Genomic DNA, 21665 nt, shown 5'->3' with positions numbered 1-21665 from the left:
CCGAAAAACAGCAACACCGATACCTCCTGTCCCCGTAGCCCGCCCGTGGACGACACCATCGCGTGGCTCCGCGAGCGCCCGTACTACGAGGGCCAGATCGTCGACGAGCGGACGGTCCCCGGGCGATCCGCGCGGACGGCCGACTGCGACGTCGACGACCGCCTCGCCGGCGTGCTCGCCGACGGGGGCATCGAGGACCTCTACGCCCACCAGGTCGCGGCCATCGAGGCCGTCCGCAGCGGCGAGAACGTCGTGCTCGCGACCGAGACGGCGAGCGGCAAGAGCCTCGCCTACACCGTCCCCGCGTTCGAGCGCGCGCTCGACCGGCGCGCGACGGCGCTGTACGTCGCGCCGCAGGTCGCGCTCATCAACGATCAGACCGAGACGCTCTCCGAGCTGGCGCGGGGCCTGGGCTTCGCCTCCGGCGTCTCGGTCGCGCAGTACACCGGCCGCCAGTCCAAGTCCGAAAAGGAGGCCATCCGGGAGCGCCAGCCGACGGTCCTGCTGACGACGCCGGACATGCTCCACTACGGCATCCTGCCCCACGCCTATCGCCTGTGGGACTGGTTCTTCCAGCGCCTCGAAACCGTCGTGATCGACGAGGTCCACGGCTACCGCGGCGTCTTCGGTAGCCACGTCTCGCTCGTGATGCGCCGCCTCCAGCGGGTCGCGGAGCGCTTCGACGCGGGCAGCGACAGCGGCACCCAGGACGGCCCGGAGTGGATCTGCTGTTCCGCCACTATCGGAAATCCCGTCGAACACGCCGCGGCCGTCACCGGCCAGTCGGAGGCGTCGTTCGCACTGGTCGACGCGGACGCGAGCGCCAGCGGCCCGCGCCACTGGCTGCTGTGGAACCCGCCCGAGTACGAGGGCGAGGGCTGGGGCAGCGGCCGGCGGCGGTCGAACCACGTCGAGACCAAGCGGCTGTTCGTCGACCTCGTGGCGCGGGGGCTCCAGACGGTCGTCTTCGCCGGCTCGCGCCAGACCGCGGAGCGCTACGCGAGCGACAGCGCCGACGAACTCCGCGACCGCGGCGAACACGACCTCGCGGACGCCGTCGGGGCGTACCAGGCCGCGCTGACCGACGAGCGCCGCCGCGAACTGGAACGGGGCCTCCAGTCCGGCGACCTCCGGGGCGTCTGGTCGACCAGCGCGCTCGAACTCGGCGTCGACGTGGGCGGGCTGGACGCCGTCCTGCTCGACGGGTACCCCGGCACGCGGATGCGGGCGTTCCAGCAGGCCGGGCGGGCCGGCCGCGGGACCGATCCGGCGCTCGTCGCGCTCGTCGGCGGCGAGGACCAGCTGGATCAGTACGTCCTGCGCAATCCCGACGCGCTGTTCGAGACCGGGGCCGAACAGGCCGTGACGAACCCGGAGAACGAGCAGTTGCTCCCCGACCACGTCCACGCGGCGGCCTGCGAGAACTGGCTCTCGCCCGACGACGACCGACACTTCGGTGAGCGGTTTCCCGACGTGGTCGCGGACCTGGAATCGGCGGGCGCGCTCGACCGCCGCCAGACCGACCAGGGCATCCGCTGGCTCGGCACCGGCAGCCCGCACCACGAGATGAACCTCCGGACGGTCGACGACCGCGAGGTGAAACTGGTGGCGAAGGGCGACGTGATCGCGACGCTCCCGTTCGAGGACGCGCTGCGCGACGCCCACCCCGGCGCGATCTACCACCACCAGGGTCGGCGCTACGAGGTGACCGATCTGGACCTCGCCACCGGTGTCGCCGAACTGTCCCGGACGTGGGCGGACTACTTCACGCGCGTCCTGCACGACAAGACCATCACCGTCGAGGCCGACCTCGACGAGCGGCGACTGCCGGCCCGCGAGGACGTGCCGGTCCGCTTCGCGTCGGTGACGATGCGCAAGCAGATCACCGGGTACGAGCGCCGCGACGGCTCCTCGGGGGAGGTGCTCGGCCAGCGCGCGCTGGACCTGCCCGAGACGACGCTGGAGACCAAGGCGCTGTACCACACCGTCCCGTCTGAACTGACGGCTCAGATTCGCCGCGGCGAGTACGGACCTGAAGGCAGCCGCGGCGTTGGCGACAGTCGTTCCGGCGACGCGGCCACCGACGGCGGTGGGACCGGCGACTTCCCCGGGTCGATCCACGCCGCCGAGCACGCCGCGATTTCGATGTTCCCCTTCGAGTACCTCTGTGACCGCGGCGACATCGGCGGCCTCTCGACGCCGCACCACCCTCACACCGGCGAGCCGACGATATTCGTCTACGACGGCTATCCCGGCGGCATCGGCCTGACGCGTGCCGGGTACCGCGACATCGGACCGCTGCTGGACACGACGCTGTCGATGCTACGCTCGTGCGACTGCGCCGACGGCTGTCCGGCCTGCGTGCAGTCGCCCCACTGCGGCAACGCCAACGATCCGCTGGACAAACACGGCGCGATTCACCTGCTCGACGGCCTGACCGGCGAGACGAGCTGACGGCTATCGGAAGTCGTCGAGTCGCATCTGGTTCGACGCCAGCGTCTCGGGCTCGTCGGCCCCGAGGAGTCGCGGTAACGCGGTGTTCGCGAACGTCAGTCCCACGACGAGCAGTATCGGAGCGAAGAACAGCCCGTAGAACCCCAGCACGACCGGCCCGAGCGTGTACGCGAGCATCAGGAGCCCGACGTGCGTGTCCTCGCCACTGAGGAGCGGCCGCAGCACCAGGTCGGGGACGGTGTCGACGACGACGACGGCGACGAGCAGGAGGCCGAGCACGTACACCAGCAGCGCGGACTCGCCGTCGAGCAGCACCGGCAGCGCCGCGATCCCGGTCAGCGGGAGGTAGACCACCTTCATCCCGACGACGGGAATCAGGCTGGCGATGCCCGTCAGCGCGCCGGCCAGGGCCGGATACGGGACCTCGACGGCCGCGGGCGCGACCGCGTTGTACCCGGAGAACGCCGCGATGGCGATGAGCGAGATGGCGACCACGTTCAGGAGGTTCCCGAACAGGACCGCTTCGAGTTCCGCGTCGACGGCCTCGAGGTACTCGCGGATGATGGCGTCGTCGTCGAACCGGAGCAGCCACTCGCGGATGCGACGCCCGTCGAGCAGGAGGTAGTACGTGACGATGGTCGTGACGAACAGATTGAGGACGAACGACGAGGCGACGGAGGTCAAGACGATGGCGTTCTCGCTGAGGAACGTGACGAACGGCGAGAGCTGTCCCGACTGATACGCGGTGTACAGCCCCTCGACGGTGAAGTCAGGGACGGACTCCGCTCCGTCGAGCCAGCTGACGTGCGTCGCGGCCACGTCGATGAGGGCGTACTCGGTGACGAACTGCCGGGCCTGTACGATGAGCAACACGGTCGCGTAGCTCACGATCAACAGCAGCGGGAGCGCGAGCGACGCCATGACGACGACCGCCCGTACCCGCGCGGGGAGCTTGAGCCGCCGAAGCGAGCCGTAGTACCGCCGCGTCGAGTAGTAGAGGAACACCGAGACGGTGAACGCGGCGATGAACCGGAACGCGAGGAACCCGACGACGACGGCGACCAGGAGACCGAAGAGGGCGACGACGAACCGTTTCTCGTCCATATACTTGCCATCTTATCTATCAATATAAACGTACGGACGTTTTTCGCCCCGTACTGGTGCGATTCGTGCGAGCGTGTCGTCGACCTCGCGGCGTCGGCACGCCGAGAGTCGCTCGCCGGTGGCCCACCCGGGACCGGATCGGGCGCACTCTTCACGGAGACCGCTCGTCGACCGTCTCCGCGGGGTCGTGGACCGCGAGGTCGCCCGAGACCGCGTGCTGTCTCGTCTCGCTGAGGTCGATGCCCTCGGCGCGGCAGGCCTCGTGGACGCCGCGGACGAACGACGAGTGGACGCTCGGTAATCGGTTCCGACGGTTGTTCGGAATCCAGATGCGCCCGGTCACCAGGACGGCGGTGTCGGCGAGTTCGTCGACCCCGACCACCGGTTCCGGCTTCTCGGCGACGTGGTCGATGTCGCGGGCGACGCTCCTGATGATGGCCTCCACCTCGTCGAGGTCGGCGTCGTAGCCGACGCCGAAGTTGTACGAGATCCCGATCGGTCCCGTCGAGGTCCGGTTGGTCACCGCGCTCGTCGCCAGGTCGGTGTTCGGGACGATGATCCGCTCGTTGTCGGGCGTCCGGACGCGCGTCACCCGGAGGTCGATGTCGACGACGACGCCGCGCTTGCCGTTCCACTCGATGGTGTCGCCGACGTTCAGGTCCGGGTCGGTGACGATGAACACGCCCGAGACGAAGTTCCCCAGCACGTCCTGGGCGGCCAGTCCGACGGCGATCGTCACGCCGGCCGCGACGAGCGTCGAGCCGGCGAGGGTCCCCTGGAACCCCGCGACGCTCGCGGCGACGACCACCGCGAGGACGACGACGACGAGGTGACTTACGCTTCCCAGCGCGCTCTCGAGCGTCTGGTCGATCTTCGACCGTTCCAGTCCCCAGCGGATGGCCGGAACGAGGAGTAACCGACCCAGGAAATAGAGGACCGCCCCCACGACGAGGAACTCCGCGCCGTCCTCCGCGAGCTGCGCGTACGTCGAGGCGAGGTCCCCCGAAAACGGGTCCGTGACCTGCATACCCTCCGTACCGGGGCGACGACCATGAATGTCAGCCACGCGGATAGATTGTCGCTTCGCCTGCGCTCAGCCGACGCGTTCGTCCAAAATCAACCTCACTCGGCAAATATCGGTTCTGCGCGTCGCTTCGCCTGCGCTCAGCCGACGCGTTCGTCCAATATTAGCCTCACTCGGCAAATATCGGTTCACCGAGTGGGTTCGCTGTCGCTCACCCCACTCGCTCGTCCAAGATCAGCCTCGTCTTCGTCCCCACGACCTCCTCTAGCTCCCGGGCCTTCGTGATGAGTCCGTTGACGGCGTCGGTGTCGGCGGCGTCGACGACGACCACGATGTCCTCCTCACCGGAGACCTGCCAGACGAAGTCGACCTCCTGCCACTCGGCGATGCGGTCGGTGACGGCGCTGGTGTCGACGTTCACGTCGACGCCGACTTCGATCATCGCTTTGACGTTGCCGGTCCGCGTCGCGACGGTAAAGCGTTCGATGACGCCGTCCTCGACGAGCTGTTCGACCCGGTTTCGCACTGTTCCCTCCGACGTTCCGACCTGGTCGGCGATCTCCGTGTAGGGCGTTCGGGAGTCCCGGCGGAGGATCGAGAGTATCTCTCTGTCGAGGTCGTCCATCGAGATGCGAGGATACTCCCGGTCCCGACTTGAGGATTACGAAATTCGAAACTCGGCTTCGAAAGCAACCCTTATGGCCCACAAAAGTATACGCATCTCGTAATGGCTGACGCATACGTGGCGCTGGAGGGTGACCGCGTCATCGAGGCGCGCGCACGCGCTCCCGGCACCGCTCGCGGCGAACTGGTATTCACAACGGCCTACACCGGCTACGAGGAGAGTCTCACCGACCCGTCCTACGAGGAGCAGGTCCTGACGTTCTCGTACCCGCTCATCGGCAACTACGGCGTCCGAGAGGAGCGCTTCGAGTCCGACCGCGTCCATCCGCGCGCGGCCGTCGCTCGCGAGATGACCGACGACGTGGCCGAGTGGCTCGAATCCGAGGGCGTCCCCGCCGTCGACCACCTCGACACGCGCGACATCGTCACCGAGATCCGCGACGAGGGGGCGATGAAGTGCGGCGTCGCCGCCGGTCCCGACGTGAGCGAGCAGGACGCGCTCGACGAACTCCACGAGTGCAAGCACATGTCCGACCACACGGACATCGGCGCGCAGGTCTCCGTCGACGACGTGGAGTCCTACAACGAGGGCGGCGACGGCGCGACCGTCGCGCTCGTCGACTGCGGCGCGAAGGGCTCCATCGTCGACTCGCTGGTCGAGCGCGACGCGACGGTCCACGTCTTCCCCTACGACGCGAGCGAGGACGACGTGGCCGCCGTCGACCCGGACCTGCTGTTCATCTCGAACGGCCCCGGCGACCCCCAGAACTTCGAACAGGCCGGCGAACTCGTCGAGACGTACGTCGGCGACGTGCCGCTGGCGGGCATCTGCCTCGGCCAGCAGGTCGTCGCCAACGCGCTCGGCGGCGAGACCGAGAAGATGGAGTTCGGCCACCGCGGCGTCAATCAGCCCGTGCGCGACCTCCGCACCAATCAGGTCGTGATGACGACCCAGAACCACGGCTACACCGTCGCCGACCCCGGCGAGAAGCTGGACGTGACGCAGATCAACGTCAACGACGATACCCCCGAGGGGCTGGAGAACGACGACCTCGACATCATCACCCGTCAGTACCATCCCGAGGCCAACCCGGGCCCGCACGACTCGCTCGGCTTCTTCGACGACGTGCTGGCGATGACCGGGGAGTAGGGAGAGCCCGAGCGAAGCGAGGGGGCGCAACCGACGGGAGCGGCCCTCGGAATTGCGAGCGGCGCAGCCGCGAGCGCTGAGTCGTTGAGCGAAGAGAATATCCTTTACTCGTCGTCGTCGATCGGCTGGCCGCGGTAGTATCGGGTCTGCTTCTCCTCGGGTTCTGGCGTCGGTTCCTGTGGCGCGACGGGGCGGCCGCGGTACATGACGCGGTTGGCGTCGTCGCCGCCGTCGATGGACTCCGGCGCGTCGGTCTGTCGCTCCTCGATGAACGCCGCGACGGCTTCGAGCACCGATTCGTCGGTCTTGCGGTGGACCCAGCAGTGGAACATCTTTCGGGGGGTCCTGAGCGCGAGTCGGTGAGCGCGGAGCCCGGTCTTGTAGGACACGTCGGCGACGGCCTCGTGCGGGACGGAGATGACCTCGTCCTCGTCGTGCTTCCCGACGAGACAGAGGGTCCGGCGGCCGGTGACGAGGACGACGGTCCGGCGGTCGCCGTCCGGCGAGACGGTCTTTCGCTTGGTTCCGAGGCCGATGCCCCGCTTTCCGTTCGTCAGGACGTACGCCGGCGCTTCCCCCACGTCGAGGTAGGTCACCGGCGGTTCGGTGAGCGGCGGCGACTGGGAGAAGCGACCCTCGCGGCCGGCGAGGACCTCCATCGTCACCGAGTCGCTGGACGTCATCTCGGCGAGCGTGAACGCCCTGTCCGCGACGTTCCCGTCACTCATCGCTCGCGTTAGTGGCGACGGTCACAGCGTGATGCATACCCCTACTGTGACAGCGGCAGGTAAGTGAATTACGAACGTGGTGTTTTTCGCCTCACAGGGTAGTGAGTAATGAATTGTGGACGAATTCCGTTGAAGACGACAACGAGACGCCCGCTTCACGTCACGATTCGAAACACGAACTTCGAACGGCCCGTCGCGGCAGTACCAGTCGCTCCTGGTGCCTAGAGCGAAAGAAGTGACCGCGATCGCTACGGTTCGGTCGTGCTACTCAGAGCCCCACTCGCGCTGTGTCTTGGGGCGCTCGTCGATGGCCTGGACGGAGAGGGGCTGGTCGGCGGAGTTGATCGCCTCGAGCGCGGCCTCGGCGCTCTCGCGGGTCGAGAAGTACGTCACCGTCTCCTCGACGCAGGCCTCCAGCACGTCGCGGTCGCGGGAGACGACGAGGTCGATCTCGCCGCCCTGAATGGCCTCGATGATGGCCTCGGTGTCCTCGTAGTCGTCGAAGTCCTGCACGTCGAAGTGCTCCTCGAATCCGAGGATCGGGAGGTCGACGATGGCGGTGCCCGAGAGCGGGATGGGCTTGCCGACGCACATCTGGGCCTTCTGGTAGGCCTTCCCGAAGGAGCCGGCAGTGCCCATGACCTCGCCGGTGGACTTCATCTCCGGGCCGAGGCGCGGGTCGGAGCCCGGCAGGCGGTCGAACGGCAGGACGACCTCCTTGACGGACACCTGGTCGGGGATCTGCTCCTTGATGTCGAGTTCGTCGAGCGACGCGCCGGCCATGACCTTCGCGGCGATCTTCGCGATCGGGACGCCGGCGGTCTTCGAGATGAACGGGACGGTGCGCGAGGAGCGCGGATTCGCTTCGAGGACGTACACCTCGCCGTCGCGGACGGCGAGCTGGACGTTCAGCAGGCCGACGGTGTCGAGCGCGTCGGCGATATCCTCGACGACCTCGCGGATGCGCGGCATCACGTCCTTGATCTCTTGGGAGCGCGGCGGAATCATGCACGCCGAGTCGCCGGAGTGGACGCCGGCGGTCTCGACGTGCTCCATCACGCCGCCGATCAGCACGTCGTCCTCGTCGGCGACGGCGTCGACGTCGAGTTCGACGGCGTCGGCGAGGAACTCGTCGACGAGGATGGGCTTGTCCGGCGAGACGCGGACGGCCTCCTCGATGTACGTCTCGAGGTCGTCGTCGTTGTACACAACGTCCATCGCGCGGCCGCCGAGCACGTAGCTCGGGCGCACGAGGACGGGGTAGCCGATGTCGTGGGCCAGTTCGAGGGCCTCCTCCTTGGAGGTCGCGGACCCGCCCTCGGCCTGTGAGATGCCGAGTTCGTCCATCAGCTTGTTGAAGCGGTCGCGGTCCTCGGCGAGGTCCATCGCGTCGACGGAGGTCCCCATGATCTCGCAGTCGAGGTCGCGGCGCTCGAGTTCCTGTTCGAGCGGGTGGCCGATGTCGACGGAGGTCTGGCCGCCGAACTGGACCATCACGCCGTCGGCGTTGGTCGCCTCGATCACGTCGGCGACCTCCTCGGCGGTCACCGGCTCGAAGAACAGGCCGTCGGAGGTGTCGTAGTCGGTCGACACCGTCTCGGGGTTGTTGTTGACGACGTGGGCCTCGATGCCCAGTTCCTCCAGCGCGCGGACGGCGTGGACCGAGCAGTAGTCGAACTCCACGCCCTGCCCGATGCGGATGGGGCCACCGCCGACCACGACGACGCTCTCGACGTCGGGGTCGATCTGGAGTTCGTTGCGGTCGATGCCCGAGACCGGGTCGCGCGTCGAGTAGTAGTACGGCGTCGTCGCCTCGAATTCGCCCGCACAGGTGTCGACCAGTTTGAAGTCGCGGTCGGTGGTATCGGTTTCGACGGTGTCGACGGTTACCCCAGACCCGTCGGTGGCGGCCTCGACTTCCGCCTCGTCGCCGCTGTCGTCGTCCAGGTCGGCCGGGAGCCAGGAGACGTGCGTGTCGTTGAACTCGCCGCCGGCGAGGGCGGTGATCTCCTGATCGGTGAAGCCGGCCTGGGCGGCGGTCTCGTAGTCGCCGTTGCGCGCGGCCTCTGCGGCGTCGGCGACCTCCTTGAACCGCTCGACGTACCACCGGTGGATGTCGGTCAGTTCGACGATCCCGTCGACCGTGTACCCGCGCGTGAACGCCTCGAAGATAGCGTAGGGGCGGTCGGGACTCGCGCGTTCGAGGTACCGCGATTCGAGCTCGTCGTCGCCGATCTCGTCGAAGTCGACGGCCGGGTTGTACTCCGAGGAGCGAAGCGCCTTCAGCAGGCTCTCAGGGAAGGTCCGGCCGATGGACATCGCCTCGCCCGTGGACTTCATCGCGGTCGAGAGCTCGAACTCGGTGTCCTGGAACTTGTCGATGGGCCAGCGCGGCACCTTCGTCACGACGTAGTCGATTGCGGGCTCGAACGCCGCCGTCGTCTCGCCCGTGATCTCGTTGTCGATCTCGTGGAGGCGCTTGCCGAGTGCGACCTTCGCGGTCACGCGGGCGATGGGGTAACCCGTCGCCTTCGAGGCCAGCGCGGAGGAGCGAGAGACGCGCGGGTTGACCTCGACGACGCGGTACTCGCCGCCGGGCGTGCCGTCGTCGCGCCAGGCGTGTTGGATGTTACAGCCGCCCTCGATGCCGAGCTCGCGGATGACCTTCAGCGCCGAGTCGCGCATCTTCTGGTGGCCCTCGTCCGGGATGACCTGCGAGGGCGTGACGACCGTGGACTCCCCCGTGTGGATGCCCATCGGGTCGATGTTCTCCATGTTGCAGATGATGATACACGAGTCGTCGGCGTCGCGCATCACCTCGTACTCCAGTTCGACCCAGCCCTCGATGGACTCGGTGATGAGCACCTCGCTGTTGCGCGAGAGGCGCAGGCCCTTGCGGACGCGCTCGAGGAGCTCGTCCATCTCGTCGACGACGCCGGAGCCGGAGCCGCCCAGGGTGTACGTCGTGCGCGCGATGACCGGGAGCCCGCCGACCTCGTCGACGGCCGCTTCGACCCGGTCCACGAGCGAGTCCTCGTCGAGGTCCGTGACGCTCTCGCCCTCGTCGAGCGTGATCGTCGTCGAGCGGGGGACCGGCTCGCCGATGTTCTCCATGCGCTGGCGGAACAGGTCGCGGTCCTCCGTCGCGTAGATGGTGTCGAGCGGCGTCCCCATCACGTCCACGTCGTACTCCTCGAGGACGCCCTCCTCGGCGAGTTCGGCCGTGACGTTGAGTCCGGTCTGGCCGCCCAGGCCGGCGATGACGCCGTCCGGCTTCTCCTTCCGGATGATCTCGGAGATGGCCTCGGTGTTGATGGGTTCGAGGTACACCTTGTCGGCCATCTCGGGGTCGGTCATGATCGTCGCCGGGTTCGAGTTCACGAGCACGACGCGGGCGCCCTCCTCCTGGAGTGCGCGACACGCCTGTGCGCCGGAGTAGTCGAACTCGGCCGCCTGACCGATCTTGATCGGGCCGCTACCGATAAGCAGGATCGTACGGTCCTCGTCCGCTGTCATTGTTCCTGCGGAGTCCGCACATCGTAATAAGCCCGGCGAAACAATGCGAAGCTCGAAGCCGAATTTCGAATATCGTAATGTGGCTCCGTCACACGGGTATGCGTCTCACTCCCGGCCCGACCGGTCCGGCCGTCGGGCCGGACACCGCCGGCAACGGATCCCGGCGGCTCAGTTTCCGCTGTCGGAGACGCGGTAGCGGTAGGGCTGTTCCCGGATGACTTCGACCTCGCCGGTCTGGGCGCGGCGACCGAGTATCGTCGCGACCCGGTGGGCGCTGTCGAAGTCCTCGTCGTGTTCGGCGAGCAGGTCGAGAATCTCGCTGGCCGTCAACGACCCGTCCGCGTCGGCCTCGTCGAGCACCGTCAGGATGCGCTCGAACTCGCCGTCGCGCATAGCCATACACACAGTCACTACCTGATTCCCCATATAATGCCGTCAGACAGCAGTCAGACGGCAGATTTCGGAAAATCCGGGGACGGCGACGCAGTGGGGGATGTCGGACGACGACGGGGTCGTTGTCTGTCGCCGTCCCCCGAACGACGGTCGCTGTCTCGGTCGGCGGCCCTATATCGCGGTGTCGTTGCGGCCGTCGAAGTCGCGTTCGCGGCGGTACTGCTCGACGAAGGCCGCCACGTCGAACTGGAGCATCTGCTCTTCGAACTCCCCCATCACGTCGTCGTCCTCGGCGTGGCTCACGGCGTGTTCCATCAGCTCGACGACCAGTTCGACCACGATCTCGTGGAGTCGCCGGGAGTCGAAGTCGCTCACCCACGCCAGCGAGAAGCCGACGTTGCCGTCCTCGCTCGTGTCGGCGGCGACGACGGCGTCGGGGAACTCCTCCATGACGACGCCCATCAGGTGGACCGTCGTGAACTCCTCGTAGTCGTCGCTGGTCTCGATGGTCGCCTGGAGCACCTCGGTGAGGAACTCGGGGACGAACCGTGCCAGCGGGTGCGGGTCGAGCACCACGGCGTGGGTCCCGCCGCAGGCGCACTCGAACTCCCGCATCCCGAGATGGAGGTCGTGGGTGTCGACGCGTTCGCCACAGGGGAGGTCGAGTTCGGACTCGCGTCCGCCGGGCACGCGCGGTTCTGCCATTGGCCGTCGTTGGGTGCTCGCGCGGTTAAAGGCCGCGATACGAGTCGAGACGGGCTCAGAACCCGCTCGCTGGCTCCGTCCCCTCGGAGAAGCCGTCGGTCTCGTCGGTCGCCTGGAGGTAGGCGACCGTGGTTACAGCGAGTCCGAAGACGCCGACGACGCTCGAGAGCACGGTGGTGACGGTCGTCGAGACGACCGGTGGCAGCGGAAGCGGGAGCGCCCCTAACACGAGGCTGACCGCGATTCCGATCGCCGCCAGGATCACCGCGATGACCACCGTCGCCAGGAGGTTGTCGCCGACGACGCTGATACTGTTGGCAAGGGACTCGAAGACGCCGCTGTCGTTCAGGGCGACCTCCTGTCGAACGAAGAAGAACAGCAGCGCGATCACCAGCCCTGGGATGATCAGCAACAGGAACCCGATCACCACGGCGATGGCGACGAGGATCCCCGCGACGATGGCGACGCCGACGGTGCGACCGAGCCGGCGCGTCACGTCGTCTGGGATCGGGTCCCGGTCGCCGCTGGCGAACGCGCGGACCGCGACGATGTTCAGCGCCTCGCCGGCGACGAAGAGGACCAGCGCGGCGACGCCGGCGACCGCGAGGGGAACGTCTAGCGCCAGCGACGCGTTTCCGGCCGTCGCGGCCTGGCTCACCTGCATCCCCTCTGGGAGCTGTTCGATGAACAGTTCGATGAGTCTCTGCGAGAGTGACGCCCACACGACTGCGTTGAGCAGTCCCAGGAGGACGAACGCGCCGGCGAACATCGCGCCGCGCTCGCTCAGTAACTCGTCGATACCGTCTTGGAAGGCACGACCGATTTGGAGGGACACAGACACACTCGCGCGACGTAGCGAAATAAAACCGGGTGAGGGAATGCCAGGCAATCACGTGCGCGTCCGGCGTGGAGCAAGCGCCGTTCGGGGACCTCCGAAGACGCGCCGTTGGCTTAGAACTCGTCCTCGGCCCCGTCCGCGCGCACCTGCACGTAGGCGTCGGTCACCACGGCCAGGCTGAACGCCGACACCGGGGCTTGCAGCACGACCGACGCGATCTGGAGGAGCGACCGGTCGGGGAGGCCGGCCGTTCCCGGGAACACGATCGAGAGCACGGAGGCGATCGCGGGAATCGCCGCGACGATCCCGACGAGGAACAGGACGAACAGCAGGACGAGGATCTGCGCCGGCGCGTCCATGAATCGGGCGAGGCTGTGGGTCACCGTGTCGACGTAGCCGCCGTCGGACAGCGCGATGGCCTGCCGGAGATACACGAGGACGACGTTGAGGACGAGCGAGAGGATGCCCGCCGCGAGGCCGGCGATACCGGCGAGAATGGGGCTGAACACCTGCCCGAGCACGTTGGAACTCATCGAGAGGGCGAACAGGCCGACGGCGACGCCGCCGCCGAGGACCACCGCCATGACCGCTCGCTCTCGCGCGTCGTCCGAGCGGATCTCGTCGGGACCGGCGAACAGCCGGATCCCCCAGAACCGGACGAGCTGACCAACGAGCATGAACACGACGGCGAGTACCGCGGCGATCGGGAGCGCCAGGTCGAGGCTGAAGGGACCGACGAGGCTCGAAACCCCGGCCCCGGCGCCGGGCGGGCCGCCGCTCGGGCCGAAGGAACTGAACAGAGCGCGCGTGAACGTCGCGCTGGCGAACTGGTTGGCGAGCAGGAACAACAGGAAGACGCCCGTGACGAGGACGCCGTCTTCGCTGAGGAGGTCGTCGAAACCGTTCCGCAGCGCGTCACCGATCTGGAGGGCCATGTCTGTCTGCCCGACGGGAGAACTGATAAAAATGGGCGGTAGCTTGCTACGGAACCGCACGCCGCCGCCGTGGTTGTCAGGGCCAGTCGTCGCGGTCCTCGTCGCTCGATTCGGTCGGGGCCTCCGGCTCGCCGAGTTCCCACTCGGCGGCCTCGGCGGCGTCCTCGACCGCGAGGTACTCCCAGCCGGCCCGCTCGGCAAGGTCGGCGTCCGCTTCGTCGGTGCCGACGAACACGTGCCGGTCCGTGTCGAACTGCTCTTTGACGTTCTCCAGGCTCTCCTCGCGCCCGCGCGGGCCGGAGAAGAAGTCCTGTCGGATCCGGTGTTTCCGGGTGAAGTTCGTCACGACGTACGTGGGCTGTTCGGAGATGACGCCGACGTACTCGGACCACTGGCGCGCGTCGTTGAACACGCTGTCGGGGTACGCCAGTTGCTTGAGGGCGTCGAGGTCGAACGCGAGGGTCATGTCGCCGCTGCCGCCGTCCATGCACGACACTCCGCCCCAGGTCGAAAAAAGCGCGTCGTTCCCGGCCCGCTACTGCCGCCGTCGGTCCTGGTCTTCGAGCGTCTCGGCTTTCTCCCGGAGTGCGGCCAGTTCGCGGGCTCCCTCGCCGTCGCTCGAACCGTGTGCGTAGTTCGTCGACCAGTCGAGGACAGAGCCGGCGAACGCGCCGTCGTCGTCGTCGCTATCGCCGTCGCTCTCGCGACCAAGGATCCGTGCCAGCCGCTTTCGGAGGGCGCGAAACATACCCGAATTGCGTCACGCAGCGCGAAAAAGGTCCGCCCGCGAACGCTACTCGGCAGGGGCCGTCGTCTGGGCCTTCACTTCTTCGAGGTCCACGTCCTTCTCCAGCAGCAGCTCCTTCTTGTCCGCGACCTGGCGCTCCTCGCGGATGAGCTGCTTGAACTTCGACTGCTGAGAGAGGTCGCCGATCAGCACGCCGCCGATGAGCTGGCCGTTCTCGAAGGCGAGCCGTCGCCACTCGCTGTCGGAGTACTTCCGCTCGGCCTCGTCGTCGCCCCGCGCCGGGTGGCCAAAGGAGAGGAAGGGGAAGTCGAAGTGCGTGATGGAGTACGAGGAGACCCAGCGGAACTCCTTCTCCTCGGCGTCGGCGACCATGTTGGTCCCGGCGACCGAGCCCTGCTCCTTGGCCGAGCCCCACGCGCCGTTCTGGGCCTGGGAGTCGAGGATGGTGTCGTAGAACTGGGTGAGGTCGCCCGCGGCGTAGATGTCCTCGACGTTGGTCTGCATGTACTCGTCGACGACGACGCCGTCGTCGAGTTCGAGGCCGCTCCCGGCGAGGAACTCCGTGTTGAAGTCCAGGCCGATGGCGACGCCGGCCCATTCGCCGTCGTAGTGGTTGCCGTCGGGGTCGACCGCGCCCGTGACCGCGCCGTCGTCGTCGACCTCGAAGTGGTCGACGCCGGACTCGAACACCGGCTCGACGCCGTTCTCTTCGAGGGCCTCGTGGATGATCGCCGCGCCGTCCTCCGAGAGCGCGTAGCGCCACCAGCGGTTCCCGCGCATCAGGTACTTCGCGTCGATGCCCTGTGCAGCACAGACCGCGGCGAGGTCGATCCCGAGCAGGCCCGCCCCAACGATGATGCCCTGGTCGGCCTCGTCGGCGTGCTCGCGGATGCCGCGCGCGTCCTGGAACGTCCAGAAGTGGTGGACCCCGTCGGCGTCGCTGTTGTCGACCGGGAGCTGTGCCGGCGTCCCGCCCGTCGCGACGAGCAGCTTGTCGTACTCGTAGGTGTCGCCCTCGTGGGTGTTGACCTCGTGGGCGTCGGGGTCGATGTCCGTCACGTGCGTGTTCAGCTGGAGGTCGATGTCGCGCTCCTCGTACCACTCCGGCTCGTGGATGGAGATCGGCGCTTCGGGGAGTTTGCCCTTGGCGAACTCTTTGATCAGAATCCGGTTGTACAGTGCCTCGCCCTCGTCTGTGAGGACTGTCACGGACGCATCCGGGTCCGCTTCCCGGATCGTTTCGGCCGCGGACGCACCCGCGATGCCGTCACCGATTATCACGTGCGACGTGCTCATGTACGGACGGTACGAAATCGGCCTTAAAGTGGATTGCTATCTGCGTATCGTTTGCGAGATCTCCGGTAAACGGGCCGAAATCGACCGGTAGTCGGGTCTTTGAAGGCGCTGCAGCCCGTATTCGCCGACGAGATGAAGCTATACCAGAACCCGCGACACTGGGCGAGCAAGAAGGCGCTGACGACGCCGGGCGTTCGGTCGGTGGCCAACTACGGGCTGGTGAAACTCCACACCAAGATCTTCCTCGGGAAGGCCGACGAGGACCGTCGGGAGGAGCGCCGCGACCACCTCGACGACTTCTTCGACGCGACGATGGACACCTACGTGGCCGCACTCCGGGCGGACTACTCCGAGGCCGAGGCCCGCGAGATCACGCACATCCAGGCGAACTTCGACTTCTACAACCACGGCTGGACGGAGATGATGGAGTTCCCGGCCGGGGAACTCGAAGCGCACTACGAGCGCTACGCGGACTTCTTCGAGATCCACGGTATCACCATCGACGACCCGCTCGGTTCGTTCCGGCCCGCCGACGGCGTCGCCGAAGCCCCGTCGACGCCGGAGAAACTGGACGACCCGGAACACCCCCACGCGGTCGGCGGCTTCGCGGATGATGTCTACGTCGAAACCGAGGACGGCGACCTCGTCGTCGGCGGCGGGGAAGAACCCGACGACGTGAGTCCGGCGGACGCGCCGGTGATCGACGACGACGACGTGGAGAACGCGGCGGGCGACTGACTCCGGACTGCGCGTCGCGCGGCCGCCCGACAGATCACCACACGCGGCTGTACCCAGTCTGAAACGAAGAGCGGACGAACCCCACCCCTGAAACGTCGGCGCGCGGTGTGGACCCACGTCGCGTTCTGAGCGGTCCTCGCCCCCCAGCGAGTCCCTCTCACACGGTCCGCGGCCGACACGGCCTCGTGACCCGGTAGGTGTGGCCGGCCGATCGGAGTCCACTGCCGAGGACTCCAGTTCTTGCTGTACCGTACGCGCGATACGATACAGTAGGCTCAAGGAGTGGTTGGATCATAAAACTTACTTATGCATTAACATATGTCTGACGATAATTAGCGTATTGATATATAGTGGTACGTATTCGGAGGCCACACGTAGACGAGTGCAATACTATGGAGCGGTCAGTCGGCCGATTCCGACGCCGGGGCGTTCGGACGGTCGACCTCAATGTCGCGGCCGTCGATGCGGTCGGCGCACTCGAAGCCGGCGACGACGCCGCCGTTGAGCGAGCGCTCGGGGTACTGGGCGCGCGAGGCCATGCCGGCGTAGTACAGGCCGTCGGCGACGGCGTCGCCGAGGTCGTAGGGGACGACCATGTCTAGATAGCCACGCTCGTACACCGGCGCAGTCCGTGGGTTTCGGGCCGTCCGAATCCAGTTGACGGCCCCGCGGTCGAACTGCGGGAACAGGGCTTCGATGCCGCTGAACCACGTCTCGGCCACTTCATCGTCGGTCTGCTGCCAGACGTCTTCGGACTCGTCCTGGATGTATCGGGCCACGTACAGCAGGTGCTCGCCGCCGTAGCGCTCCGTCGAGACGAAGTTCGTGTGCTCGATGAGCGCACCGAACGGCGCGTCGTCGGCGATGTTCAGCCAGTACGTGTCGAGCAGCGACTCGTCCATGCTGATGACCGAACACACCGTCCCCTGGAAGTCGATGTCGCAGGCGTAGCCGGTCAGCCCCTCCAGAACGTCGGGCATGGTCGCCACGACGACGCTGTCCACGTCGTGGGTGGTCGAGTCCGCGCCGTCGGTCGCCGTCAGCGACGAGACGCGCCCGCCGCTCGTCTCGATGTCGGTCACGCGCGTGCCGGTCTCGATGTTTTCGCGTCCGACGGCGTCGACGAGCGCGTCGAGCAGTCGGCCGAAACCGCCGTCGAAGTAGCCGAGGATCTCGCCGTTGAGGATGTCTCGCTCCCCGCGGAACTTGATGCGGCCCAGGAGCCACGCGGCGCTCACGTCGCCTTTTCGGCTCCCGAACTTCGCGTCGAGCAGCGGTTCGAAGAACGTCTCGTAGACGTTCTGCGTGGTGTGTTCGCGGGCGAACTGCTCGACGGGCACGTCCTCGAAGTCCTCCAGTCGCTCGTAGGTGTCGAACGACGGGACGCCGCCCCGAACGTCGATATCGAGCGTGAGCATCCCCAGCCGGAACTTGTCGTAGAGGCTCCAGTGGGGAAAGGAGAGGATCTCCCAGGGCTTGTCCATCGGGTGGACGACGCCGTCGACGTAGTAGGCGTTCTTCCCGACGCGCCACTCGACGGCGTCGCCCAGGCCGAGGTCCTCCGCGAGGTCGACGATGGTCTCCTCCGACTTCGAGAGGTGATGGTAGAACTTCTCGATTGGGTCGCCGGCCGTCTCGTAGGTGGCGGCCAGTCCGCCGAGGTCTTCGCTCGCCTCGAAGACGCGCACGTCGTGGCCGCGCTGTTTCAGCCGATACGCTGCCGAGAGGCCGGCGATACCGCCGCCGACGACGCCGATCATACCCCGACGTATCAGCGGTCGTGGGATTTAGTTTGCGCTTTGGCCGGCCGTCCGGGAACTCCCTGTGTCAGCGCCCCGTCTCGATCCCGTCGTCGCTAGCGTTCTGCGCTCGGTTCACCGCCTCGAATTGGGCTGTCGACGCCTGCTGGAACTCGAGGACGGCGACGGTCCCGGTCGGCTCGTTGTCCTCGAACCAGAGCGTGCCGTTGTACAGTTCCATCATCACCGAGACGAAGTAGATGCCGAAGCCGCCGGCGGTCTGGTCGGGCGTGAGTCCCCGCTCGAACACGGTGGCTTTCAGTTCGTCGCTGATCCCCGGTCCGTCGTCGGCGATTCGCACCTGGAGCCAGTCGCTGGCTTCCTGCACCGACACCGTCACCGACGGGGTGTCGGCGTCGTTGTGCTCGACGGCGTTGCGGAGGATGCTCAGGAGAACCTCCTCGAGCAGTTTGTTCGCCTGGACGTAGTGGTCGCCGCTCAGCTCACACTCGATCGACGGGTGCTCGTACTCCGATCTGAGCGTCCGGACCGACCGCCGGATGGTGGCGTCGAGGTCGACTACCTCCAGGCGCTCCGCCTCGCTGGCCGTCACCGTGTTGTTGATGTCGCGGATCGTCTCACTCATGTCCGTGAGGCGCCCGCACCAGGTGACGATGCTGTCGAGGTGGCGGCGCTTCGACGGGGGCACGTCGTCGCGGACGTGTTCCGCTCGCCCCCGAATGACCACCATCGCGTTGTGCAGCGAGTGCCTGAGCACGCCGTTGAAGAACTCGATCTGTTCGCGGCGACGCTTGACCGACCCGCGGCTCTGCCGGAGCTCGCGCTCGCGCTCTACCTGGTCGAGTGCGACCTGCGTGGTCTGTGCCAGGACCTCGGCGTAACGCCGGTCCTCCGTGGCGAGTTCGCCGTCGTCGGTCGTCCCGATCGCCAGCACGCCGTGTGAGCCGAGCGGGAGCATGAGCGCGGCCCTGAGCGCCCCGACGCCGTCGCCTTCTAGACTGACCGTCCGTGCCTCGCCGCGTTCGTACGTCACCCAGAGCGCGCTGTCGGGCTGGTCGTCAGGCGACGCGGTGAGCAGGTCGTCGTCGACCTGTTCGTCGACCGCCTCGCTGACGACCGTCGGCTCCAGGCGGTTGTCGTGTTCGAGGAACACGCCGGCCGCGTTCTGGTCGAGGACGGCCGTCGCGAACTCCACCGACATCTCCGCGATGGACTCCGCTGTCTCCGCGCCGATGAACTGCTGGGTGGCAGACTGGAGGGCCTCCAGTCGCTCCTGGCGGCGCTGCTGCCCGGTCACGTCGCGGAGGACGATCAGGCAGCCGCGCTCCTCGCCGAACTGGTCGGTGATCTCCGTCGTCCGAGGGTTGTAGTAGGTGAACGGCTCGCCGAAGGTGAACACCTCGCCCCGGTCGATCTGCTCGACCAACCCCGGGGCGACGTCGTCGATGGTGTTTCCCACCGCGTTCGGGTGGTCGAGCACGCTCGCGGCCGCTGCGTTGAAATCGACCACGACGCGCTCGTCGTTCAGCGCGATGACCGGGTCGGGGAGGTCGTCGACGAGGCCGTCCCCTGACAGTTGCGTCACCGACAGCGAGTCGTCCTCGAACAGCGCCCAGCCCACGAGTGCCGTGTTGAGCGAGAACGCGATCGGCGTGAAATCGAGCCCCGGGTGGAGCGTCAAGCCGGTGCTGTGTGCGATCGAAACGGCCAGAGGGAGCCCCGCGCCCGCGACGATGGCCGCGGTCTGTTTCCGATAGACGTTCCGTGCTTCGAACAGGAACTCGACGAGAAGCACGTATCCGAAGACGAGCAGGGCGTAACTGACGGCCGACTGGACCGCGTAGATCGCTCCTCGCTGCACGGTGAACAGGGTCACGCCGCGCTGTGCGACGGGGAGTACCGTCGGCTCGACCAGTCCGTGAATCGGCGCCGTCAGGAGCAACAGCACGTAGCCGTTCGACGCGAGGAACACGGCGGCGAGACGGCCAGGACGGATCCACTCGCGTCGACCCGTGTAGATGAGCGCGAACACGAGCCACAGCGCGACCACCTGTGCCGCGACGATCCGGTCGACGACGTGGGCCGCTGCGGCCGCGTCCGGCGTGGCGGCCAGGAGCTGTGCGATCGAGACTACACACCAGACGCTTCCCACGAGGGCAAGGACGCCGAACGAGAGCGCGCCGGGCCGGTCCCGATTCTGCGACGCCATGTACGCGACGGTGAGCGTAGTGACCACTCCGCCCGCGTTTCCGAGGATGGCGACGGCGACGAGGTCGACATCCATGGCTGAGTCTACCGGACAGACATCGGTTCGACTCTTATTGCTTTGGGCCTGTTCTCACTCGTGAGAGCGAGCCACTGTGTCGGTTCGCTACCTTTTTGCCTACACTGCTGAAATTCCCGGGCATGCTGACAGTCCGGGCGCCGGCTACCAGTGCGAACCTCGGGAGCGGTTTCGACGTGTTCGGTGTCGCGCTGGAGCGTCCGGCCGACGTCGTGCGCCTGGAGAGGGCAGACCGGATCACCATCGAAGTGACCGGGGCCGGCAGCCAGTACATCCCGGAAGACCCCGACAAGAACACCGTCGGTGCGGTCGCCGAAGCGCTCGACGCGCCGGCGCGAATCCAGATCGACAAAGGCGTCCGCCCGGCCTCCGGGCTCGGTTCCTCGGCCGCCAGCGCAGCCGCCGCGGCCGTGGGGCTGAACGAACTGTACGACCGCGGTCACACGCGCGAGGAGCTGGTCCCCATCGCCGCGAAGGGCGAGGCCGTCGTCTCGGGCGACGCCCACGACGACAACGTCGCCCCCTCGATTCTGGGCGGGTTCACCATCGCGACCGACCAGGGCGTCACGCAGGTCGACGCCGACATCCCGCTGGTCGCCTGTCTGCCCGACATCGTCGTCTCGACGCGCGACGCGCGCCGGGTCGTCCCCGAGACCGCACGGGTCGAACAGGTCGTCGAAACGGTCGGCAACGCCGCGTCGCTCACCACCGGGATGCACCGCGACGACCCCGAACTCGTCGGGCGGGGGATGCACGACACCATCGTGACGCCCGCCCGAGCGGAACTCATCGACGGCTACGAGACCGTCCGGGAGGCCGCGCTCGAGGCCGGCGCGACCGGCGTCACCATCTCAGGGGCCGGGCCGACGGTCATCGCGGCCTGCGCGGAGGACGACCGACGGCGGATCGCGAGCGCGATGCTCGACGCGTTCGGCGACCGCGGCGTCGACGCCCGCGTCTACCAGACGCGCATCGGCCGCGGCGCGGAGATCTTCTGAGCGCCGGGCCGGTTCCTGCCTCACTACGATCGCTATCCGGCGACGAGTTCGGGCGCGACGACGACGAGCGCGAGCAGACACACCAGCACTAGAATCCCCGTCAGGCGGAGGCCACCGGCCGCCAGCCGCCGGTCGCTGGGGAGTAGCTCGGCGACGCCGGAGAGGGCCGCCCCGGCAAGCAGAAAGAGCACGGCGATCGAGGCGGACTGGCCGACGAGCGCCGAGTACGCGTACAACAGGGCTAGCGCGAGCGCGCCGCCGAACATGACCGCCGCGTGACGGCGGCCGGACGGCTCGCTAAAGATCGCGTCGCTGATGATGGAGGGCATCACGGATCTCTGCGTTCACCGGTCGAAAAACACTTTCGACG

Annotated in this window: 19 protein-coding genes; 4 read left to right on the top strand and 15 right to left on the bottom strand. The window is 67.4% G+C overall.

Features of this window, described 5'->3' with window-relative positions; translation table 11 throughout:
- The first annotated feature begins 45 nt into the window (after positions 1-45).
- A complete protein-coding gene (locus GM656_RS02705) occupies positions 46-2454 on the top strand; it encodes a DEAD/DEAH box helicase (RefSeq protein WP_162412108.1) in 2409 nt (802 codons plus the stop codon).
- A 3-nt stretch (positions 2455-2457) separates the two neighbouring features.
- Here GM656_RS02705 and GM656_RS02700 read toward each other — a convergent pair whose 3' ends face one another.
- From GM656_RS02700 to GM656_RS02690, 3 genes are all read right to left on the bottom strand, one after another.
- On the bottom strand, positions 2458-3558 hold the full coding sequence (locus GM656_RS02700) for an AI-2E family transporter (RefSeq protein WP_162412107.1): 1101 nt from the start codon (positions 3556-3558) through the stop codon (positions 2458-2460).
- A gap of 151 nt (positions 3559-3709) precedes the next feature.
- On the bottom strand, positions 3710-4585 hold the full coding sequence (locus tag GM656_RS02695) for a mechanosensitive ion channel family protein (protein ID WP_162412106.1): 876 nt from the start codon (positions 4583-4585) through the stop codon (positions 3710-3712).
- 208 nt (positions 4586-4793) lie between these two features.
- Positions 4794-5207: an Lrp/AsnC family transcriptional regulator gene (locus GM656_RS02690; RefSeq protein WP_162412105.1), complete on the bottom strand. Its 414-nt coding sequence runs from the start codon at positions 5205-5207 to the stop codon at positions 4794-4796.
- 102 nt (positions 5208-5309) lie between these two features.
- Here GM656_RS02690 and carA point away from each other — a divergent pair, with 102 nt between their 5' ends.
- Positions 5310-6356 carry a glutamine-hydrolyzing carbamoyl-phosphate synthase small subunit gene (carA, locus tag GM656_RS02685; protein WP_162412104.1) on the top strand — a complete coding sequence of 349 codons (1047 nt, stop codon included), beginning with the start codon at positions 5310-5312 and terminating at the stop codon, positions 6354-6356.
- Between the two features lie 104 nt (positions 6357-6460).
- On the opposite strand, the gene GM656_RS02680 is transcribed toward carA, so the two are convergent.
- From GM656_RS02680 to GM656_RS02640, 9 genes are all read right to left on the bottom strand, one after another.
- Positions 6461-7084: a hypothetical protein gene (locus GM656_RS02680; protein WP_162412103.1), complete on the bottom strand. Its 624-nt coding sequence runs from the start codon at positions 7082-7084 to the stop codon at positions 6461-6463.
- A gap of 264 nt (positions 7085-7348) precedes the next feature.
- A complete protein-coding gene (gene carB / locus GM656_RS02675) occupies positions 7349-10600 on the bottom strand; it encodes a carbamoyl-phosphate synthase large subunit (RefSeq protein WP_162412102.1) in 3252 nt (1083 codons plus the stop codon).
- A gap of 168 nt (positions 10601-10768) precedes the next feature.
- Positions 10769-10999 carry a hypothetical protein gene (locus tag GM656_RS02670; protein WP_162412101.1) on the bottom strand — a complete coding sequence of 77 codons (231 nt, stop codon included), beginning with the start codon at positions 10997-10999 and terminating at the stop codon, positions 10769-10771.
- 165 nt (positions 11000-11164) lie between these two features.
- The gene (locus GM656_RS02665; protein WP_162412100.1) at positions 11165-11698 is read right to left on the bottom strand and encodes a DUF5815 family protein; all 534 of its coding nucleotides are present in this window, start codon (positions 11696-11698) and stop codon (positions 11165-11167) included.
- 55 nt (positions 11699-11753) lie between these two features.
- Positions 11754-12533, bottom strand: a complete 780-nt coding sequence (locus GM656_RS02660; RefSeq protein ID WP_162412099.1) for a hypothetical protein — start codon at positions 12531-12533, stop codon at positions 11754-11756.
- Positions 12534-12649: 116 nt separating this feature from the next.
- Complete coding sequence (locus GM656_RS02655) at positions 12650-13471, bottom strand: hypothetical protein (protein WP_162412098.1); 822 nt, start codon at positions 13469-13471, stop codon at positions 12650-12652.
- Between the two features lie 76 nt (positions 13472-13547).
- Positions 13548-13958, bottom strand: a complete 411-nt coding sequence (locus GM656_RS02650) for a DUF7124 domain-containing protein (RefSeq protein ID WP_162412097.1) — start codon at positions 13956-13958, stop codon at positions 13548-13550.
- Positions 13959-14006: 48 nt separating this feature from the next.
- Positions 14007-14219: a hypothetical protein gene (locus GM656_RS02645; RefSeq protein WP_162412096.1), complete on the bottom strand. Its 213-nt coding sequence runs from the start codon at positions 14217-14219 to the stop codon at positions 14007-14009.
- Positions 14220-14264: 45 nt separating this feature from the next.
- A complete protein-coding gene (locus tag GM656_RS02640; RefSeq protein ID WP_162412095.1) occupies positions 14265-15515 on the bottom strand; it encodes an NAD(P)/FAD-dependent oxidoreductase in 1251 nt (416 codons plus the stop codon).
- Positions 15516-15647: 132 nt separating this feature from the next.
- Between GM656_RS02640 and GM656_RS02635 the strand changes: the two genes are divergently transcribed.
- Positions 15648-16253 (top strand): DUF6149 family protein, encoded by a 606-nt coding sequence (locus GM656_RS02635; protein WP_162412094.1) that lies wholly within the window; start codon positions 15648-15650, stop codon positions 16251-16253.
- A gap of 401 nt (positions 16254-16654) precedes the next feature.
- Here GM656_RS02635 and GM656_RS02630 read toward each other — a convergent pair whose 3' ends face one another.
- The gene (locus tag GM656_RS02630) at positions 16655-18013 is read right to left on the bottom strand and encodes an NAD(P)/FAD-dependent oxidoreductase (RefSeq protein WP_162412093.1); all 1359 of its coding nucleotides are present in this window, start codon (positions 18011-18013) and stop codon (positions 16655-16657) included.
- A gap of 67 nt (positions 18014-18080) precedes the next feature.
- Positions 18081-20297: a sensor histidine kinase gene (locus GM656_RS02625; protein WP_162412092.1), complete on the bottom strand. Its 2217-nt coding sequence runs from the start codon at positions 20295-20297 to the stop codon at positions 18081-18083.
- A 122-nt stretch (positions 20298-20419) separates the two neighbouring features.
- On the opposite strand from GM656_RS02625, the gene GM656_RS02620 reads away from it, so the two are divergent.
- Complete coding sequence (locus tag GM656_RS02620) at positions 20420-21295, top strand: homoserine kinase (RefSeq protein ID WP_162412091.1); 876 nt, start codon at positions 20420-20422, stop codon at positions 21293-21295.
- A gap of 32 nt (positions 21296-21327) precedes the next feature.
- Here the strand turns inward: GM656_RS02620 and GM656_RS02615 are convergent, their stop codons facing one another.
- Positions 21328-21624 carry a hypothetical protein gene (locus GM656_RS02615; protein ID WP_162412090.1) on the bottom strand — a complete coding sequence of 99 codons (297 nt, stop codon included), beginning with the start codon at positions 21622-21624 and terminating at the stop codon, positions 21328-21330.
- Positions 21625-21665 lie beyond the last annotated feature (41 nt).

Source organism: Haloarcula salina (assembly GCF_010119195.1).
In the GTDB taxonomy this organism is placed as follows: Archaea; Halobacteriota; Halobacteria; order Halobacteriales; family Haloarculaceae; genus Haloarcula; species Haloarcula salina.
Note: the sequence above shows the minus strand (reverse complement) of the source record. Positions and strands in the feature narration are given on the sequence as shown.

Excerpts from the sequence above, each read along its gene's own strand:
- GM656_RS02700 (WP_162412107.1), bottom strand. The coding sequence starts at position 3,558 with ATGGACGAGAAACGGTTCGTCGTCGCCCTCTTCGGTCTCCTGGTCGCC.
- GM656_RS02695 (WP_162412106.1), bottom strand. The coding sequence starts at position 4,585 with ATGCAGGTCACGGACCCGTTTTCGGGGGACCTCGCCTCGACGTACGCG.
- GM656_RS02690 (WP_162412105.1), bottom strand. The coding sequence starts at position 5,207 with ATGGACGACCTCGACAGAGAGATACTCTCGATCCTCCGCCGGGACTCC.
- carA (WP_162412104.1), top strand. The coding sequence starts at position 5,310 with ATGGCTGACGCATACGTGGCGCTGGAGGGTGACCGCGTCATCGAGGCG.
- GM656_RS02680 (WP_162412103.1), bottom strand. The coding sequence starts at position 7,084 with ATGAGTGACGGGAACGTCGCGGACAGGGCGTTCACGCTCGCCGAGATG.
- carB (WP_162412102.1), bottom strand. The coding sequence starts at position 10,600 with ATGACAGCGGACGAGGACCGTACGATCCTGCTTATCGGTAGCGGCCCG.
- GM656_RS02670 (WP_162412101.1), bottom strand. The coding sequence starts at position 10,999 with ATGGCTATGCGCGACGGCGAGTTCGAGCGCATCCTGACGGTGCTCGAC.
- GM656_RS02665 (WP_162412100.1), bottom strand. The coding sequence starts at position 11,698 with ATGGCAGAACCGCGCGTGCCCGGCGGACGCGAGTCCGAACTCGACCTC.
- GM656_RS02655 (WP_162412098.1), bottom strand. The coding sequence starts at position 13,471 with ATGGCCCTCCAGATCGGTGACGCGCTGCGGAACGGTTTCGACGACCTC.
- GM656_RS02650 (WP_162412097.1), bottom strand. The coding sequence starts at position 13,958 with ATGGACGGCGGCAGCGGCGACATGACCCTCGCGTTCGACCTCGACGCC.
- GM656_RS02645 (WP_162412096.1), bottom strand. The coding sequence starts at position 14,219 with ATGTTTCGCGCCCTCCGAAAGCGGCTGGCACGGATCCTTGGTCGCGAG.
- GM656_RS02640 (WP_162412095.1), bottom strand. The coding sequence starts at position 15,515 with ATGAGCACGTCGCACGTGATAATCGGTGACGGCATCGCGGGTGCGTCC.
- GM656_RS02635 (WP_162412094.1), top strand. The coding sequence starts at position 15,648 with ATGAAGCTATACCAGAACCCGCGACACTGGGCGAGCAAGAAGGCGCTG.
- GM656_RS02630 (WP_162412093.1), bottom strand. The coding sequence starts at position 18,013 with ATGATCGGCGTCGTCGGCGGCGGTATCGCCGGCCTCTCGGCAGCGTAT.
- GM656_RS02625 (WP_162412092.1), bottom strand. The coding sequence starts at position 20,297 with ATGGATGTCGACCTCGTCGCCGTCGCCATCCTCGGAAACGCGGGCGGA.
- GM656_RS02620 (WP_162412091.1), top strand. The coding sequence starts at position 20,420 with ATGCTGACAGTCCGGGCGCCGGCTACCAGTGCGAACCTCGGGAGCGGT.
- GM656_RS02615 (WP_162412090.1), bottom strand. The coding sequence starts at position 21,624 with ATGCCCTCCATCATCAGCGACGCGATCTTTAGCGAGCCGTCCGGCCGC.